Origin of the sequence: Flavivirga sp. 57AJ16 (genome assembly GCF_028736925.1) — a bacterium.
In the GTDB taxonomy this organism is placed as follows: Bacteria; Bacteroidota; Bacteroidia; order Flavobacteriales; family Flavobacteriaceae; genus Flavivirga.
Window position 1 is genome coordinate 1 of sequence record NZ_JAQZAT010000006.1, and the last position, 16,922, is coordinate 16,922.

At 34.1% G+C, this 16,922-nt stretch carries 18 protein-coding genes; all 18 read right to left on the bottom strand.

Going from position 1 to position 16,922, the window contains the following annotated elements; translation table 11 throughout:
- Positions 1 to 246: 246 nt before the first annotated feature.
- Positions 247 to 1,479: a murein hydrolase activator EnvC gene (locus PQO00_RS07690; protein ID WP_274184258.1), complete on the bottom strand. Its 1,233-nt coding sequence runs from the start codon at positions 1,477 to 1,479 to the stop codon at positions 247 to 249.
- Entirely contained in the window at positions 1,479 to 2,246 is a 768-nt protein-coding gene (locus tag PQO00_RS07695) for a DUF4292 domain-containing protein (protein WP_274184259.1), read from the bottom strand. The genes PQO00_RS07690 and PQO00_RS07695 overlap by 1 nt, the downstream gene beginning before the upstream one ends.
- Positions 2,246 to 3,607 carry a lipopolysaccharide assembly protein LapB gene (locus tag PQO00_RS07700; RefSeq protein WP_274184260.1) on the bottom strand — a complete coding sequence of 454 codons (1,362 nt, stop codon included), beginning with the start codon at positions 3,605 to 3,607 and terminating at the stop codon, positions 2,246 to 2,248. The genes PQO00_RS07695 and PQO00_RS07700 overlap by 1 nt, the downstream gene beginning before the upstream one ends.
- 167 nt (positions 3,608 to 3,774) lie before the next feature.
- Positions 3,775 to 4,794 carry a sugar phosphate nucleotidyltransferase gene (locus PQO00_RS07705; RefSeq protein ID WP_274184261.1) on the bottom strand — a complete coding sequence of 340 codons (1,020 nt, stop codon included), beginning with the start codon at positions 4,792 to 4,794 and terminating at the stop codon, positions 3,775 to 3,777.
- A gap of 70 nt (positions 4,795 to 4,864) precedes the next feature.
- A complete protein-coding gene (locus PQO00_RS07710) occupies positions 4,865 to 5,176 on the bottom strand; it encodes a GIY-YIG nuclease family protein (RefSeq protein WP_274184262.1) in 312 nt (103 codons plus the stop codon).
- 35 nt (positions 5,177 to 5,211) lie between these two features.
- Positions 5,212 to 5,646 carry a dUTP diphosphatase gene (dut, locus tag PQO00_RS07715; RefSeq protein ID WP_274184263.1) on the bottom strand — a complete coding sequence of 145 codons (435 nt, stop codon included), beginning with the start codon at positions 5,644 to 5,646 and terminating at the stop codon, positions 5,212 to 5,214.
- A gap of 94 nt (positions 5,647 to 5,740) precedes the next feature.
- On the bottom strand, positions 5,741 to 7,204 hold the full coding sequence (locus tag PQO00_RS07720; RefSeq protein ID WP_274184264.1) for an oligosaccharide flippase family protein: 1,464 nt from the start codon (positions 7,202 to 7,204) through the stop codon (positions 5,741 to 5,743).
- Positions 7,205 to 7,290: 86 nt separating this feature from the next.
- Positions 7,291 to 7,773: a hypothetical protein gene (locus tag PQO00_RS07725; RefSeq protein WP_274184265.1), complete on the bottom strand. Its 483-nt coding sequence runs from the start codon at positions 7,771 to 7,773 to the stop codon at positions 7,291 to 7,293.
- 353 nt (positions 7,774 to 8,126) lie between these two features.
- Positions 8,127 to 8,987 carry an ATP synthase F1 subunit gamma gene (gene atpG, locus PQO00_RS07730; protein WP_274184266.1) on the bottom strand — a complete coding sequence of 287 codons (861 nt, stop codon included), beginning with the start codon at positions 8,985 to 8,987 and terminating at the stop codon, positions 8,127 to 8,129.
- Between the two features lie 103 nt (positions 8,988 to 9,090).
- Complete coding sequence (gene atpA / locus PQO00_RS07735) at positions 9,091 to 10,668, bottom strand: F0F1 ATP synthase subunit alpha (RefSeq protein ID WP_274184267.1); 1,578 nt, start codon at positions 10,666 to 10,668, stop codon at positions 9,091 to 9,093.
- 42 nt (positions 10,669 to 10,710) lie between these two features.
- Positions 10,711 to 11,247: an ATP synthase F1 subunit delta gene (atpH, locus tag PQO00_RS07740; RefSeq protein ID WP_274184268.1), complete on the bottom strand. Its 537-nt coding sequence runs from the start codon at positions 11,245 to 11,247 to the stop codon at positions 10,711 to 10,713.
- Positions 11,247 to 11,753: a F0F1 ATP synthase subunit B gene (locus tag PQO00_RS07745; protein ID WP_274184269.1), complete on the bottom strand. Its 507-nt coding sequence runs from the start codon at positions 11,751 to 11,753 to the stop codon at positions 11,247 to 11,249. The genes atpH and PQO00_RS07745 overlap by 1 nt, the downstream gene beginning before the upstream one ends.
- 91 nt (positions 11,754 to 11,844) lie before the next feature.
- Complete coding sequence (gene atpE / locus PQO00_RS07750) at positions 11,845 to 12,036, bottom strand: ATP synthase F0 subunit C (RefSeq protein WP_076698954.1); 192 nt, start codon at positions 12,034 to 12,036, stop codon at positions 11,845 to 11,847.
- A 43-nt stretch (positions 12,037 to 12,079) separates the two neighbouring features.
- Positions 12,080 to 13,165, bottom strand: coding sequence for a F0F1 ATP synthase subunit A (gene atpB / locus PQO00_RS07755; RefSeq protein WP_274184270.1), 1,086 nt, complete (start codon positions 13,163 to 13,165; stop codon positions 12,080 to 12,082).
- A gap of 116 nt (positions 13,166 to 13,281) precedes the next feature.
- Positions 13,282 to 13,668 (bottom strand): hypothetical protein, encoded by a 387-nt coding sequence (locus PQO00_RS07760; RefSeq protein ID WP_274184271.1) that lies wholly within the window; start codon positions 13,666 to 13,668, stop codon positions 13,282 to 13,284.
- Positions 13,668 to 13,901: an AtpZ/AtpI family protein gene (locus tag PQO00_RS07765; RefSeq protein WP_274184272.1), complete on the bottom strand. Its 234-nt coding sequence runs from the start codon at positions 13,899 to 13,901 to the stop codon at positions 13,668 to 13,670. The genes PQO00_RS07760 and PQO00_RS07765 overlap by 1 nt, the downstream gene beginning before the upstream one ends.
- Positions 13,858 to 14,280, bottom strand: a complete 423-nt coding sequence (locus PQO00_RS07770; protein ID WP_274184273.1) for a polymer-forming cytoskeletal protein — start codon at positions 14,278 to 14,280, stop codon at positions 13,858 to 13,860. The genes PQO00_RS07765 and PQO00_RS07770 overlap by 44 nt, the downstream gene beginning before the upstream one ends.
- Positions 14,281 to 14,297: 17 nt before the next feature.
- Positions 14,298 to 16,868 (bottom strand): tetratricopeptide repeat protein, encoded by a 2,571-nt coding sequence (locus PQO00_RS07775; RefSeq protein ID WP_274184274.1) that lies wholly within the window; start codon positions 16,866 to 16,868, stop codon positions 14,298 to 14,300.
- Positions 16,869 to 16,922 lie beyond the last annotated feature (54 nt).

Consider the following 16,922-nt stretch of genomic DNA (forward strand, 5'->3'; position numbering starts at 1 on the left):
TCGTAATCTTCCTGAAGGGGAAAAAAGAGAAAGACGACCCTGTAAGTCAGAAATTCTTTGTACTTTCATAATTATCGAAGATAAAAACCCCGTTTTTGTGCCTTTTTGGCCTTTTTCGGGGTTTATTAGTACTTCAATATACAATAAAACCCTCGTTTTCACAAGGGCTTTCGTGTTTTGCGAATGTGCCTACTTTGGTGGTTCCTCCCTCACAATGACCATGTGTTTATTTGTAGATAAATACTATCACATTTTATAAATCCAAGAAGCTGGGTTTTCTGTTTTCATCCCTTTGGATAATGTAAAACTCAAAACAGTCTCCCCATTTGAGGGGTTTGTAAAAACCTCACCTATAACTTGCTTAGTTGATACCTTGTCCCCTTTTTTAACATAAACGCTAGATAAATTTTTGTAGATGGTCAAATAACTTCCGTGTCGAATCATTACAATAGGATTCACGTTTTTCATTTTAAGTATTTCGCTTACCTCACCATTAAAAACAGCTCTAACTTTAGCCCCTTTTTGCGTCGCAATCCTTACACCGTTACTCTTAATCGTTAATGATTTATCAATAGGGTGACGCTGTGTACCGTAGCCTAACCTCACCACGCCTCTTTCAACTGGCCAGGGCAACTTACCCTTATTGGCTATAAAGTTAGAGGCCAAAACTTTTTCTTCTGCCGTCAATGCAAAACTTTTTGAGCTCGTTACTTCTTTTCCCGCTTTTTTATTCGATCTGGCAATAGCTGCTTTAATAATACGATCTATTTCCCTATCAATTCTATCGGCTTCTCGTTGTTTTTGATTTATTTGAGCAGCATATCGAGATAGGTTCTGTTTAATCGCCCTCATTAGGGCTTCATGCTGCTTCCGTTCTGATTCTAATGATCTTTGAACCGCTTTATTATCGGCAATCAACCGTTTTTTATCTTCTTTCTGGTCTTGCAGATCCCTGTTTGTAGCCTGTAGTTCCAATGTTTTAGCTTTTATGGTTTCTCCTTGCCGTTTTTGGTGATCGGAATACTGCTTTATGTACTGCAATCGCTTATAAGCTTGTTTAAAATCATCAGACGACAACAAAAACATGATTCTGCTTTGCTTATTTTTACTTTTATAGGACTTAACGATCATAGCAGCATAATCTTCCTTTAACTCCTTTAATTCGTTCCTTAAAACCGTTATTTTCTTCTGGTTCGAATTAATTTTACGTGTTAGTAAATTAGCCTGTTGATTGGTAACCTTAATCAGGTTGGACAGCACATTTATCTTATAATTAAAATCTTCTATTAATGATATTTGTGATTTTTGTTTCGACTTATTCTCGGCACGCAATTCATTAATTTTTTCAATTTCCCTGCGTAATTCCTGTCGCCTTGTCTCTAACTGTTTTTGCTTATTATTTTGGGAAAAAGCAAAAGACCCACATAGCAAAAGTGCTAGAAAAAAAACGATTCTATATGAAGACTTTTTCTGTAACATTAAAGCTTTATTTCTTTAAAACCTGATGGTATTTTAAATGGAAATCGTAACGCTTCATTTAAGGTAACATTTTTAAACTCTAAACCTATGATCGTTTCTTCATTAGTTTCTAAAGCTATAACTTTTATCTTTTCTGGTAGGATCTGTTTTTCAACTTCTTGATATGATAAGTAATCAATCTGCAAATGCCTAAACTCCTTTGGCTGTGATATTTGCTGTGACTTGACTTTAAAATGTGATGGGTCCAACAAAAAGAATATTTCAAAAAGTTCACGTTGTCTTTTGGGCTGAAGTATATAAGATCCATCATCAACAGACCCTTTATAGGTGCCATCTTTTAAATTAAATATAGCTTCTCCCAATAATAAATTTTGAACTTTTTGGAAATCTAGTTCAGTTCCCAATAAATCACTCAAGTATTTATAATCACCATCAAAATAAGTGTTATCCAGCTTATTATAAAAACTAACTCTTTCTGGTGTCACTAAAGCCTTTACTATCGAAAACGTCGCACTGATCCATAAGGCTTCATCTTTTTTCGCTCTAAAGCTTACCGAATGTGTTTGTGAGTCTCCCTTTTGCGTATAGGTTATTTTAAGCGTTGACTTAAGCGTTTTAAAGTTAGGCGTTCGCTTAGCGTTTTCTTTTATTAATTGTTTTGTAGAAAGATTATAATTCGCGTCTCCTTCAACAATTGTTTTTGATGATTTACAATTAAAGACTAATAAGATTAATAAGACTAAATTAAGTTGAGAACGTATTTTCATTAATTCGAACTTTCTAATTGTTTTGCTTTATCACTAAACGTTTTTGCTTTAGCAGTATTGTTTAATAGGGTGTAGGCCTTACTTAATTGATTGTAAAAATCAATTTCCATTTTAGTATCATCAATAATATAATCTAATCCCGTTTCTAAAGCCTCAACTGCTTTTTGAGGTTGCTTTAATTGATTTAAAGCAACACCATTTATCAAATAAAATAGGGGCTGAGAGGGATATTTTTGAAGTACTTCACTACTTTTTTCTTCAGCTAAATGATACTTCTGTAAATCTATATACAGTAATAATACATTTCGTAAGACACCAAAGTTATTTGGCTCTAACTTTAACGCCGCCTCAAAATACTCTAAAGCCCGTTTCTTATCCTTTTTAGTTAAATAGTACTGTCCTAACTCAATAAGTGTTTTACTGTTATTATTGTTACCAACCATGGCCGTCGCCTCCACCAAATCTGCTTCGTATTGTGGGTTATTCCCAACAAACGTTACAAAATCCGTTAATACTTTAAGTTTTGCTTCTGGTTTTATTTCATTGCTTTTAACAACAATTTTCATAGATTCAATTGCTTTTTCAGCATCGTTATCATCTAAATAAAATTTATATAGTGCTAAATGAACCAATTGTGAGTTTGGATTTATTTTTAACAGTTCTTTAGCTGTTTTGAAGGCTTTTGCTTTTTCATTGTTTTCACTGTAACGGAAAATCAAAGCTAAGTAATTAGATTCTTTATCAGGGCGGCTCTCGATACGCTTTTCAAGGTTTTCTATTTGATCTTTTTTTCGTCCTGTTTCTTCATAAATTTGGTTACGCATCCAATCCCGGGACTTAGAAATCCCAAACTTTGAATCTAATTCATCTAAAAGCTTTAAAGCCTCGTCATATTTTTTGGATCTAAGATAAAGCGATGCCAAATCTTCTTTATAATCTGGATGGTATTTAACAAGTTGCTTAACCGTTTTTACGGCTTTATCATAATCGTTTTGCGATGCATAAAACCCATACAGCTCATCTAAAAACCATTCATTATCCGGTTCTTTACCAACAGCTTTTTTTAATGCTTCTTCAGCTGCTTCAAAATTTTTAAGCTTATTATAATTTTTACCTAATTCATAATACAAAACTGGCACAGAGCTATCTAATTCTATACATTTTAAAAGTGATTCAATAGATCTATCGTAATTCTCAATACCTTTTTGTTTTAAAGCCTCATAGAAAAACTCTTGAAATTTGTCTTCTACATCACCTAAATCATCATCTGGTTTTTTATTAAAATCTACTTGCGCATAGCTAATCTGAGGAAAGATTAACATGCCTAGAATTAAAAAAAATATGTAGATTTTATGTTTCATACAGTGTCTGTGTAGGCAGGTATTATGATTTATTTAAGTTTAAACTTGGATTCATTTCTTCTATATTACTTAGTCACAAATATAGTGACTCGCTTATGCTTGTTTATCATAACATAGGCATATCAATGTTTATACATTTCGCTATGAGATTCCTGCCTTCGCAGGGATTACTCTAATACCGAATAGTCGCCAATGCTTACAGATGTATAATGACCATCATATTTAACATGGTTACCAATCATAGCATCATCTAAATTAGCATTTTTAATTATGGCATTTGTTTGAATTAAGCTATTCTTAACACTTGAAGCCTCAATCACACTGTTATCCCCTATAGATACGTAAGGTCCAATCGTACTATCTTTAAGAATCACATTTTCACCAATAAAACACGGCTCTATAATAGTCGAATTATTCAATTTTACCGATGCCGATACTAATTGCTCATCGTTATCTGCTTTTAAAAAACCTAGCATTCTTTGATTCGTCTCAATGGTTATGGCTTTATTGCCACAGTCCATCCATTCGTCGACGGTTCCTGTTTTAAAAAGGTTCCCTTCGGCCATCATACGTTTAATACCATCATTAATTTGATATTCCCCGCCATTCATAATATTTTCATCCAGGATCTCTTGCAACTTTCCTTTTAAAATAGCGACGTCTTTAAAATAATAAATTCCAATAACTGCCTGATCGCTCACAAAGGTTTCTGGTTTTTCAACCAACTCAACAATCTCATTATTATCATTTAATTTAACGACCCCATAAGCTTCAGGGTTTTGTACTTGTTTGGTCCAAATAACACTATCTGCAGTTGCATCTAAATCAAATTCAGCTCTAATTAAGGTATCTGCATATGCAATAACAGCAGGTCCAGATAATGATGGTTTTGCACACATAATAGCGTGCCCAGTTCCTAATGGCTGGTCTTGACGATAAATAGAGGCTTTAGCTCCTAAGCTTTTTGCCAAATCCTGTAAACTTGAAACCACATCATCACCAAACCAAGCCGGATCTCCTAAAACAAAAGCGATTTCTTCTATAGGTTGCTTTAAAACTTTAGCGATATCTTTTACTAATCTATGAACAATGGGTTGTCCTGCCACTGGAATAAGTGGTTTCGGTACTGTTAAACTATGTGGGCGTAAACGAGAACCCCGTCCCGCCATTGGTACTATTATTTTCATATACATGCCTGCGTAAGCAGGTATCTTTTTTGGTTACACTTTATTCCTGTCTGCACAGGAATCTTATTTTTTATCTTAATTTATTAAAATTCAAGTTCCAGTTAGCACTAAGATCCGACCAACTTGGATTCATTTCTTCTATTAGATTTATTTTCCATTGCCTTTTCCATTTTTTAAATTGTCTTTCCCTTATTTCAGCTTCAGTTCCATCTTTATACTCCTCAAAATACATCAATTTATTGCAATTATATCTTGCTGTAAATGATTTAGGATGGATTTTTAGTTTGTGTTCTTTTACTCTTTCTTCTATATTATCGGTTACTCCTATGTATATAACACCATTGGGTTTATTTGTCATGATGTAGACATACCAGAGTTTCATGCTTTTTTGCTATGAGATTCCTGCCTTCGCAGGAATTATTTCACCCCAGTACTTCCAAATCCACCTGCTCCTCTCGACGTTTCAGATAGTTCTTCAACAGCAATCCATTCGGCACGTTCATGTTTTGAAATAACCATTTGTGCAATACGTTCACCATTTTCAATAATAAAATCTTCATTTGAAAGGTTTACCAAAATTACGCCTATTTCTCCTCTATAATCGGCATCAATAGTTCCCGGAGCATTTAAAACGGTAATACCTTTTTTTGCTGCCAGCCCACTACGCGGACGCACCTGCGCTTCAAACCCTATGGGCAGCTCAATAAATAAGCCTGTTTTTACTATGGTGCGCTCTAAAGGCTTTAACGTCATTGCTTCTAAAATATTCGCTCTTAAATCCATACCTGCAGACGCTATAGTCTCATAATGTGGTAAAGCATGACTCGATTTATTTATTATTTTTATATCCATTCTCATCTTCTGTCTTCCCTTTTCGACTGCCTCCCCGTCCAACAGATGTTCAAGACAGGCTCAGGCTCGGAAAGAAACTTATTAGTGATTAATATTATTTATTCTTTAATAGTTGTTTTAATTGATTTCTTTCTGAAACATAAACAATGCTCAAAAATACGATTAACATAGAAATTCCCATGAAATAATTGGCTCTAAATTGATAAAATGATAGCCCTGAAAAACTAATAGAAAGTACTAGGTAAAGTCCTATCTTTTTAAGATTATACGGAATCGGATAATATTTTCTTCCAAAATAATACGATAACAACATCATTATAGCATAAGCAACAAGAGTTGCTATGGCCGATGCTTTATAGCTATAGATCTCAATAAACAGGATATTAATAACCAATGTTACAACAGCTCCAATAATTGAAATATAAGCTCCAAACCTTGTCCTATCGGTTATCTTATACCAAACGGATAAATTATGATAGATCCCTAAACAGAAGTTAGCCAACAGAATAATCGGGACAACCCACATAGCTTCCCAATAGTCTTCGCTTCTTACTATTATTGGTTTCAAAACATCTACAAAAACAACCACACTAAGTAAAATAACAGCCCCAAATGCCACAAAAAACTCCAGTATTTTAGCATAATTTTTTTGAGGGTTTTCCGTTTTAGCATGGCTAAAAAAGAAAGGCTCAATGCCAAGCCTGTAAGCTGTTGCAAACAAGGTCATAAACAATGCTAATTTATAGCAAGCTGAATACATCCCTATCTGGGTTTTAGCAATATCTTCGGGAAGCAGATAATCTAATAAAATACGGTCAAAAGTTTCGTTAATCGAAAAGGCAATACCTGCAATTAAAACAGGAAGTGCATAGCGCATCATTTTTTTCCATAACCCAGAATTAAATACATATTTGATCTTAGTATAGAAAGGAAACATTAAAACTAATGTTATGGCACTTGCTATTAAATTAGCAATAAAAATATAACTGATTTCGAAGTTTAATTTATAAATACTTTCGAATATTGAGCTATTTGCAGCTAGGTCTTTTAAAATCAATAAAAAGAACAGATTTAAGCCTAAGTTAACAACTACATTTAAAATTTTAATTATGGCATAACGCATAGGTCTTTGCGTTGCTCTTAGCCATGCAAAAGGGATAATAACAAGGGCATCCAGCAATAAAATCCAAACAACCAAGTTGATATATTTTACATCAATCCCTATTAACGATGCTATTTGATTTTGACATATTAAGGCTATTACAAAAAAAACAATAGATGATATTATTAAAGAAATTGCTGAGGTCCCTATAACACTGCTCCTATCTTCTTCTTTATTAAAGAATCTAAAAAAAGCTGTTTCCATGCCATAGGACAAAACAACATTGAATAGTACAAAATATGAAAAGATAACCGACACTTCGCCATACTCTGCAACAGAAGATAATACCCCATCGGACGTATAAAGTGGCACCAATAAAAAGCTCAACATTCTAGGAAGCACCGTCGCTAATCCGTAAATAACCGTTTGCTTAAATAATGATTTGAGTGCGCTCAATGATTGGTTGTTTATTACGCTAAAAATACGTTTTTAACGAATGTAAACCAAAAGATATGCTATGATCTATTTAATGGTTCACTAGACTATTTTGCAGGTGCCTTTTTTATAATATTGGATATTTTATGGTATAATGTCTTATTACCTTTCTGATAGCTAACAATACATTCCGTATCTTTTAATTCGAAAGGTGATTTTTTAGTGGTTTCCGGAACTGGATTACCGTATTCGGCCAATGGATCACTACTCATAATAATGTCATGTTTTTGATTGGTTTCAGGTTTAAAGTGTCCTACAAAAACGGACGCATTCTTTAATTCTAACGCTACTTGCTTTCCTTTAAAATAAAGGCTGTCCAAAACGATGTTGTTAGGGTTTGATTTAATCGGAATGTATACATTATAACCTGCTGCTTCACCTTTCACACCTGAAATCCAATGTTGGTAATAAACATCCCCTATTTCTAAAGGTAATGTGTCTTCTAACTTTTGGGTACTTGCACATTGTAAAAACCCCAGGGCAATTAACAAAAACAAAAATGAGTTTAGTCTATATTTTAATGATTTCATTTAAAGAAGTTCAATATATAATACCAATTATTATTTAAAATGAGCTATAAATAATTTGAATTATATTTTGTTCAGATAAGATAGAAAATTCAATCATAGCTTTTGTTATGGTTTTATTTTATATTGAAATATGAGCGAAATAGAAACAAATTATATGGGTTGTTTTGAGTAATAATTGGTATAAATATATGATTTCAAAATTGATGCCATAAAAAAAGCCTCACTTTCGTGAGGCTTTACATTTATGCCCATCAACTGCAGTCAGGGTAAAATGTTTTATTTTTTCAATGTTCAACTTTCTAATTGTTCAACGCTTCCGCACCTTTTGAACATTTGGCCTCGCTGCTCTCTGCCTAATTGTTCAGCGCTTCCGCACCACCAACAATTTCTAAAATTTCGTTAGTAATGGCTGCTTGACGCGCTTTATTATAAGTTAATTTAAGCTGATCTCTTAACTCGGTTGCATTATCTGTGGCTTTGTGCATGGCTGTCATACGTGCCCCATGCTCACTTGCAAAAGAATCTCTAATACCTTTATACAGTTGTGTTTTTAAGGATTTAGGTATCAATTGCTCTACGATCTCTACTTTAGATGGCTCAAAAATGTAATCTGCATTATTATTTGCAACACCTTCAACAGGAACGATAGGTAAGAACTGCTCTGTCATTACAATTTGAGTCGCTGCATTTTTAAACTTATTATAAACGATTTCAATTTTATCAAACTTGCCCGAAACAAATTTATCCATTAATAATTCAGCAATTACGGCAACATTATCAAAAGTTAAATCGTCAAAAATGTCACTTTTATTCGCAATAACTCTGTTTTGTTTAGCGAAAGCATCGTTCGATTTCTTTCCTATTGCTACAACAGATACATTTTTACCTGCATAAACATTATTAATTAAATGTTGTGTTTGTTTAATAATGTTTGAATTAAAAGCGCCACACAGACCTCTGTTAGAGGTGATAGGAACTAATAAAACATTATTGACCTCGCGCTGTGTTGAAAATTTACTTCCAGAATCTGCATCTAAAGTTGCACTTAAACTTTGTAAAAGCTCCGTTAACTTATCTGCATAAGGACGCATAGCAGTTATGGCATCTTGTGCCTTCTTTAACTTTGCAGCAGATACCATTTTCATGGCACTGGTAATCTGCATTGTAGAAGATACCGATGATATTCTGTTACGTATTTCTTTTAAATTTGCCATTGGCCCCACCTAACCTCCCCAAAGGGGAGGGATTTTTATTAATTGTACTTAATATTCTAGATCCTCCTGATAACTCCTCCCCTTTGGGGAGGCTGGGAGGGGCTTATTTATACTTCCCTGATAAATCTTTTGCTACAGCTGTTAATGTATCTGTAACTTCATCAGTTAATTTACCTGCTTTTAGTGTACCAAGTACATCTGCATGTTTAGCTCTTAAGAATTCAATAAAATCTCTTTCGAATTCTTTAACTTTCTCAACAGGAACATCTTTTAACAAGTTTTTAGAACCTGCATAGATTATTGCTATTTGATCTTCAACTGTAAACGGATCGTTTTGAGCTTGTTTTAAGATCTCCACATTACGCTTCCCTTTTTCAATAACGTTTAAAGTAACAGCATCTAGATCGGATCCAAACTTAGCAAATGCTTCTAATTCACGAAATTGTGCTTGATCTAATTTTAAAGTACCAGATACCTTTTTCATTGATTTAATCTGTGCATTACCACCAACACGCGATACAGAAATACCTACGTTGATTGCTGGACGTACACCAGAGTTAAATAAATCGCCATCTAAGAAAATCTGTCCATCTGTAATGGAAATTACGTTTGTTGGAATATATGCCGATACGTCACCTGCTTGTGTTTCAATAATTGGCAATGCTGTTAAAGAACCTCCTCCTTTTACCATTGACTTCAATGATTCTGGAAGGTCATTCATATCTTTAGCAATATTATCATCGTTGATCACTTTGGCTGAACGCTCTAATAATCTAGAGTGTAAGTAGAAAACGTCACCTGGATACGCCTCACGTCCTGGTGGACGACGTAATAATAAAGACACTTCACGGTATGCTACCGCTTGCTTAGATAAATCATCATAGATTATTAAAGCTGGACGTCCTGTATCTCTAAAATACTCACCAATTGCAGCACCTGCCATAGGAGCATATACTTGCATAGGCGCAGGGTCTGATGCGTTTGCCGCCACTATAGTCGTATAAGCAAGAGCACCTCTATCTTCTAATGTTTTAGCAATGTTTGCTACCGTAGATGCTTTTTGACCTACAGCAACATATATACAATATACAGGCTCACCTGCATCGTAAAATTCTTTTTGATTTAAGATGGTATCGATACAAACGGTTGTTTTACCAGTTTGACGGTCACCAATAACCAACTCACGTTGTCCACGTCCTACAGGAATCATGGCATCGATGGATTTGATACCTGTTTGTAATGGTTCTGTTACCGGCTCACGAAAAATAACCCCTGGAGCTTTACGCTCTAAAGGCATTTCGTAAGTATCTCCAGCGATAGGCCCTTTACCATCAATAGGGTTTCCTAAAGTATCTACAACACGTCCAACAATACCTTCACCTACATTAATAGAAGCAATACGTCCTGTACGTTTTACAGTAGAACCTTCTCTAACTCCTACGGAAGCACCTAATAATACGATACCTACATTATCTTCTTCAAGGTTAAGTACAATACCTTCTAATCCACCATCGAATTCTACTAACTCACCGTATTGTGCGTTAGCCAATCCGTAAGCACGTACAATACCATCACCTACTGTTAATACTGTTCCAACTTCATCTAATGAAGCACCTGCTTCAAAACCCGAGAGTTGTTGTTTTAAGATTGCTGATATTTCAGCTGGTTTTACTTCTGCCATCTTACTTATTTATTTTGACCCATCGACAAGCTCAGGGCAAGTTTAATTTAATGTAAATTCTCTTTTTAATTTGTTTAGTTGATTTGTAATACTTGAATTGTATTGTATATCTCCTATACGTAAAATGAAACCACCTATAATGCTTTCATCTATTATATTTTCTACTTCAACATTTTTGTCTGTAAGCTCTTTTGCTTTTGCCAAAACTTTTTTCTCTAAATCTGCTGTTAAAGCAATGGCTGTTGTAACCGTTGCGACTTCAATGCCTTTTGACTGATCAAATAATTGATTGTATTTTAAAGCAACATGCCCTAAAATGTCAATTCTTTTATTGTTAACTAAAGTATCTATTAAGTTTAAAGTTATTTTATCCGATTTTTTAAAAACCTCTAACAAAATAGCTTTTTTTACTGAAGAACTAACTACAGGACTTTGAAGTGTTTCATTTAGGTCTTTACTTTCTGCAATAGTATCAGCAATTAGCTTCATATCGTTATTTACAGCTTCTGCCGATTTTTGATCTGAGGCCAAACTTAATACTGCTTTTGCGTAACGTATTGCTGCTCTTGCTCCTGCCATTATGCTTCGGTTAATAATTTTTCACCCAACATCGTTTCAACCAATTCCAATTGCTTGTCTTTGTTAGATAATTCGTTACGCACTACTTTCTCTGCAATCTCCAAAGACAAACCTGCTACATGGTTTTTAAGCTCGGCCATAGCGGCTTTCTTTTCACTTTCAATAGCGGCTTGTGCTTGTTGAATGAGTTTATTAGCTTGTTCTTGAGCTTCGCCTTTAGCATCTTCTATCATTTTATTTTTGATATCACGCGCTTCTTTCAACATGGTCTCACGTTCAACTCTGGCCTCTTTTAATAGTTTTTGATTATCAGCTTGAAGGTTTTGCATTTCCAATTTTGCTTTTTCAGCAGCATCCAATGCATTTTTAATGCCTTCTTCTCTGTCATTTACTGAATCTAATATGGGTTTCCAAGCAAACTTTTTTAACAAAAGTATTAATGCTATGAAAAGTACAGCTTGCCAAAAAAACAGTCCTAAAGAAAACCCTCCTAATAATTCTTCCATAATAATTTATATTTCTAAAATAACTTCTGTTTAATTTTTAAAGAACAGCTATAACCAACCGTTATAGCTGTTTCTTCATTTTGTTTGGTTATTATACTGCAAATAAAGCAGCAAATCCAATACCTTCAATTAAGGCTGCTGCAATAAGCATAGCCGTTTGAATTTTTCCTGTAGCTTCTGGTTGACGCGCAATTGCTTCCATAGCTGAACCACCAATCTTTCCGATTCCGATTCCTGCTCCAATTACTACTAAACCTGCTCCTACGATAGCTGGAATTTCCATAATATATATAATTAAAAATTAAACATTCAATTTATTAATCTGATTAATGATGGTCATGTTCTTCAACCGCCATACCAAAATACAGCGCCGATAGCACTGTAAAAATATAAGCTTGTAAAGCCGCAACCAGTAATTCTAAAATTCCCAGTACAAAGGCCAACAAGAATGATAAAGAACTGCCTAACCAATTATTGAATACAAACATCATCCCAATAATACTCATCAATACGATATGTCCTGCAGTAATGTTCGCATACAAACGAATCATTAAAGCAAAAGGCTTGATAAAGGTTCCCAGCAATTCAATGGGCGCTAATATTATTTTCATTGGCACAGGTACTCCCGGCATCCAGAAGATATGCTTCCAATAATTCTTATTTCCTGAAAATGTAGTAATCAAATAAGTAATAATCGCCAAACAAAATGTTACAGCTATATTGTTTGTAACGTTCATTCCTATTGGAGTTAATCCAAAAAGGTTAACGATCCACACAAAAAAGAACACGGTTAGCAAATAACTCATATATCTTTTGTAATGTTTCTTACCAATATTGGGGATCGCTATTTCATCTCTCACATATAACACTATAGGCTCCAAGAAACGTCCCATACCTTTTGGCATGCCACCATTCTTTTTGTAAGCACTGGCCATTCTCTTAAACATAAAAAACATGATCAAGAACACCATCATAATCATGATTACGTTTTTAGTAATTGAAAAATCCAAAGGTTTCTCGTTGGTCGCATGGTGGTGATCGTCTTCGATGATCTGTCCATCAGGGCCATCAACTTTATAAATTTTTGCATGATGCACTTTATAGAAGTTTCCATCAACCTCTGCAACAGTCTCTCCATGATGGAATTTTGACGAAGAAAATACTTTTAAACCATTATCCCATAAAATGACCGGTAAGGGAAACCCAAAAGACTTATGTTCTCCAGTTTCAGTTGTGTACGAAAACAAACTAAAATCGTAAGAATCCTGTAAATGGTGTTGAATATATTCTTTTATTTCAGTCTTTTGATCGGTTTTTGGTTCACCGTGACCGTCTTGCTCTTTTCCAAAAGAAACAAAGGTTACTAAAAGCAGTAATAATGTAATTGGCTTTAAAGATATTTTTCTACGCATATCACTCTAAATAATAGTGGCTTAAAAATCGCTGCAAAGGTATGTTTTTATATCAAAAACAAAAACAATTTTGCTTTTTATTTTAAAGGATTGCCTTAACGAAAAAATTATGGTGGTTATTCAAGTTTATTTAGCCATTTGCTTAAGCTTACCGATTCTAAAACCAGACCAAAAACATAGGGTACAAAAAAAGCTGCAAATTCTAGTTTTGTAATCATATTATCACGTTTATAAAAAGGATAGAACACCATGAAAAAGACAGCGAATTTCAAAAAACTACCCACTAAAAACAAAAAACCTAACTGGCTTTTATACTTTTTTTCAAGCAGATAAAGTACCCCAAAAATAACAATGATTAAAATAAGGTTTACTATATATGATAATATAATTCTATTTTCAAAAGGAGGAAGGCCTAAAACACTTAATATGCCTATATGTACACAAAAGACCAACGCTAAAACAATACAGGCCTTTACCGTAAAATTAAAAAAAGGGTTATCCATCAATATTCAATTCGATTGACCTGTTTGAGTACCGCGTACAACGAAATAGCAACTCCTAAAAGGGTCATAATTATAATATATAGTTTTTCACCATCATTATAATTAGTATCAAGCCACTTACCTAGAATTACAAACAGGTAAATAGTAACGCCCATTTGTAAACCTATTCCTGTAAGAACAGCTGCATTTTTAAGCTGTTTTTTCGGTTTTCGGTCTTTGTTGTTCTTGTCCACCTTTATTCATTTCTTTTACAGTGCCTTTCATGATGCAGGTTACATTAAACGTAGCTCCTGGCTCAACAGCTAATTTACCAGCAACGACTTCACCTTCAATAAAGGCAGATGCTTTTAGCGTTAATGTACCTGACAACGCCAGTTTTCCAGAAAATTTACCTTCAAAATAAGCGTCTGTACCATTCAAGGTTCCTTTAATGAGACCTGTTTTTCCAACAACTACTTTGCCTGAAGTTTTAATATTTCCTTCTATAATGCCATCAATTCTAAAATCGCCTTCGCTATTAAAATCACCAACTATTTTGGTGCCTTGTGCTATAATGTTTTGACTTGGTTTTCCCTCTACCATTTGTTTTTCTTTTTTATTATCGGAGAACATAATGTGTGCTATTAATATTAATTGGTATTTATATTCAAATAAGCATCTAAGTTTTTATGAATTTGAACAATTTGATAATTTGCAGATGCTATTGCAAAATAAGGTTCCTTTATTTTATTTTTATCTTCCTCAACTATTATTTGGTCAAATGTTTTTGCTACTTGTGCACTTTTTAACCCATGAACAATCACAAAAACAGTATTTGGATTATAAACATCGACCGAAGATTTTAAATCATAATATCTTATGTTTTTTAAAACGGCATCCAAGTTTTTTTGAAAGCTTAAAACTTGCTCCATTTCTGGGTTTTCAAATTTAAAAATAATTTTGTAATTATTAGTTACGCCTTCTTGATCTTCAACAAAATCCTTGCTTATGAGTTTAGGTAAGATATTAGCTTCAATATTTTGGGCTTGTTGCCCTTCTTCTGTATTTGCATACGTAACGGCTATGTGCTTGATTGCTTTCTTATAAGCATCATACCCATATAAGCGTCCTGTAGCTGTAGCCTTTAATAATTCGAATTTTGGTACAATGGCTTCTCCATCAAATACATTTATGTAGTTTTCACTTTTAGAAATCACATCGGCATATTCCTGATTTTCATACTGTTCGTAAAGCGCTTCATATAAACTTTCGGGGCTATTTTCATCGCGCTCTGTCGCCAGTTCCGGGTTACTTAAAATAGTGGCATATCTAGAATCCGGATATGTAGAGATAATCTCTTGTTTAGCAATTTCAGCTTCGTTCTTTTCGCCTAGAGCCTCATAAATTTTATATAGATTGTATTTAGACGGTAATATTAATCGCTCTTCTGGGTTGCTTTTAAGTAAATTTTGGAATTTACTTTTTGCTAATTCATACTCCTTGAACTTTTCCTTATAAATGAGCCCTAATTGATAATAAGCATAATTACGCTCTTTAGAAATACTGTCTATCTCTTTTTCTTCGGAAGGGATTTTTGATATATAAAATTGGGGATCGAATAATTCTTCTTCTGTTGCCAAAGCTAATATATTAGCATCCTTTATTTGGCTGCTAACGCCTCCCGATTTTGCTTTGTTGGACCATCTCCAGTCATCTTCTAAACTTCTATCTCCCCAAATTTTCACAAATTCATTTTTACCATATGCTACTGTTGTAGGATTGTAAAAGTAAAACACGGCCGCTTGGCCAGGGGCACCACCTCTAGAATTTTGACCTCCCATTGTATTATTAACGGTCACCAAACCTGCATTGCGTTTTGCAGCTTCTTCTCTTTTCTTTTCTTCTTCTTCTTCCGCTGCTTGAATTTTTAGCTTCTCAACTAATAATTCAAAATAAGTTAACCGCTCTGCTTCTGATAAATTTACAAGCCTTAAAACACTATCATTAACCTGTGCTATGGCTTCATAATAAATAACGTCTTCCAAATTGTCTCGCTTACGTTTAATAACACGATATGGCTTAGAATTTAAAACTAAATTCCCCAGGGTGCTATCATAATACTCACCAGCGGCTTTATAAATGGACTTGTCAAAATTCATATCACCAAGAATTTCATAATTCCTAGCTTTTAATAATTTATCTTGGGAATTGGTTCGCAGCGATTTGTTATAATAAGCTGTTGCCAAACTATCTGATTGGTTATTTAAATGATATTCTCCTATTTGATGATAAATTTTATCTAAAAAAGGTCTGTTTTCCCTGTTCTCTTGAAGCTTTGTTAGTAACTCTGTTAACTCTAATTTATTACCCTTCTCGTAATCGAAATTCTTAATCTTTTCAATATGAGCGCTTATCATATATATCCTAGGTGTTTTACGGTTAAGTGCAATCACCTCATCGAATGCTATATTTGCACTGTCCTTTTTACCTAATTTATTATACAACTGCCCTTGTATAAAACGGTAGCGCCCCCGTTCATCATGGCTCTTAGTGGCATTTGATGCTATTTCCAATTGCGTGATAGCACTATCTATAGATTTTGTATTTAGGTATGCCTGCGCCAGCATGGAGGTAGCGTCTGCCAAATCCTGACCTTTTAAATCCTCCTGAAATAAAAGGCGCTTCAAATTTTTAATAGCTAAATCATCATTGCCCAAACGAATATTGGTTTTTTCTCGCCAAACCTTTGCTTGATTTATTTTATCACTCGCTGGGTATTTGTAAAGGATATAATTAAATGCTTCTAAGGCCGGTATAAAACGCTGATCAAAATATCTGGCTTTTCCTAATAGTAAATGCGCTTCATCCATTTGTGGGTTTTTCTCTTTCCCATCAATATTCATACTATGCTTCTGAATAGCTTTAACCGCCTTCTCTTCTGCTCTAGAAAAACTTTCGTTTTTAGATTGTCCTGGAAGCACAACCTCGTCGAATATTTGCATCCGCTCAATAGGAAGCACGTCCCAATAATTATCGGTATAGCGCTCATTTAGACTTTGCCTGCCTTCTTCTAAAGCATTATACCCATTATAAAGAGTGTTAAACTCTGTTGCAACAGCATGAAAGTTTCGGCTGATAAATTTGTTCTTTTTTCTGGAGCAACTTACCACTAATAATGTAGCGCATAGAATAATTAATATTGCTTTAGAAGGTCTTTTCAATGCTGGTATTTTTAAGTCTAAATAAATAACTATAAACGCTCACATATATTATGT